This is a genomic window from Desertibacillus haloalkaliphilus, assembly GCF_019039105.1.
Lineage (GTDB): Bacteria > Bacillota > Bacilli > Bacillales > KJ1-10-99 > Desertibacillus > Desertibacillus haloalkaliphilus.
The window spans coordinates 1-396 of record NZ_JAHPIV010000255.1 but is presented as its reverse complement, the minus strand read 5'-3'; the positions used below and the strand labels follow the sequence as shown (position 1 = coordinate 396).

The following is a 396-nucleotide window of genomic DNA, read 5'->3' as shown; positions in this document are numbered from 1 at the left end:
ACATTATTGTTTTTAAGCATAAGTATAGTTCCTGTTCTATTAAAAATCACATTAATCCCGAGACCCCGGTTAAAGTCCAAATATTGCTCTCTTGAAATAGAATAAATTCCGTTAGAATAGTACTTAAAAATATCATAAACTCTCGATAATTTAAAATGCTTTAAACCTATGTTTTTAGAATAATAACCAATTTGATTGTCCGAATAAAAAGTTTTCTCCTCATCACAACAGTAATCATTTCGATGAGTATGTCCATTCACATATATCCAGTTCCGATTGTAGTCTTCATTCGACCAGTCTACTTTAGGTGTATGAGTTAAAACAATAACTTTATCGTTGCTTAAAACACTTTTAACTTTATTGTAAATGAAATTAAATTGGTTTGTCTGTTTAATG

1 protein-coding gene is annotated in these 396 nt (G+C 28.8%); it reads right to left on the bottom strand.

The window, feature by feature from the left end; all coding sequences use genetic code 11:
• On the bottom strand, nt 1-396 hold a 396-nt coding region (locus tag KH400_RS21810), incomplete at both ends, for a hypothetical protein (protein WP_217228207.1).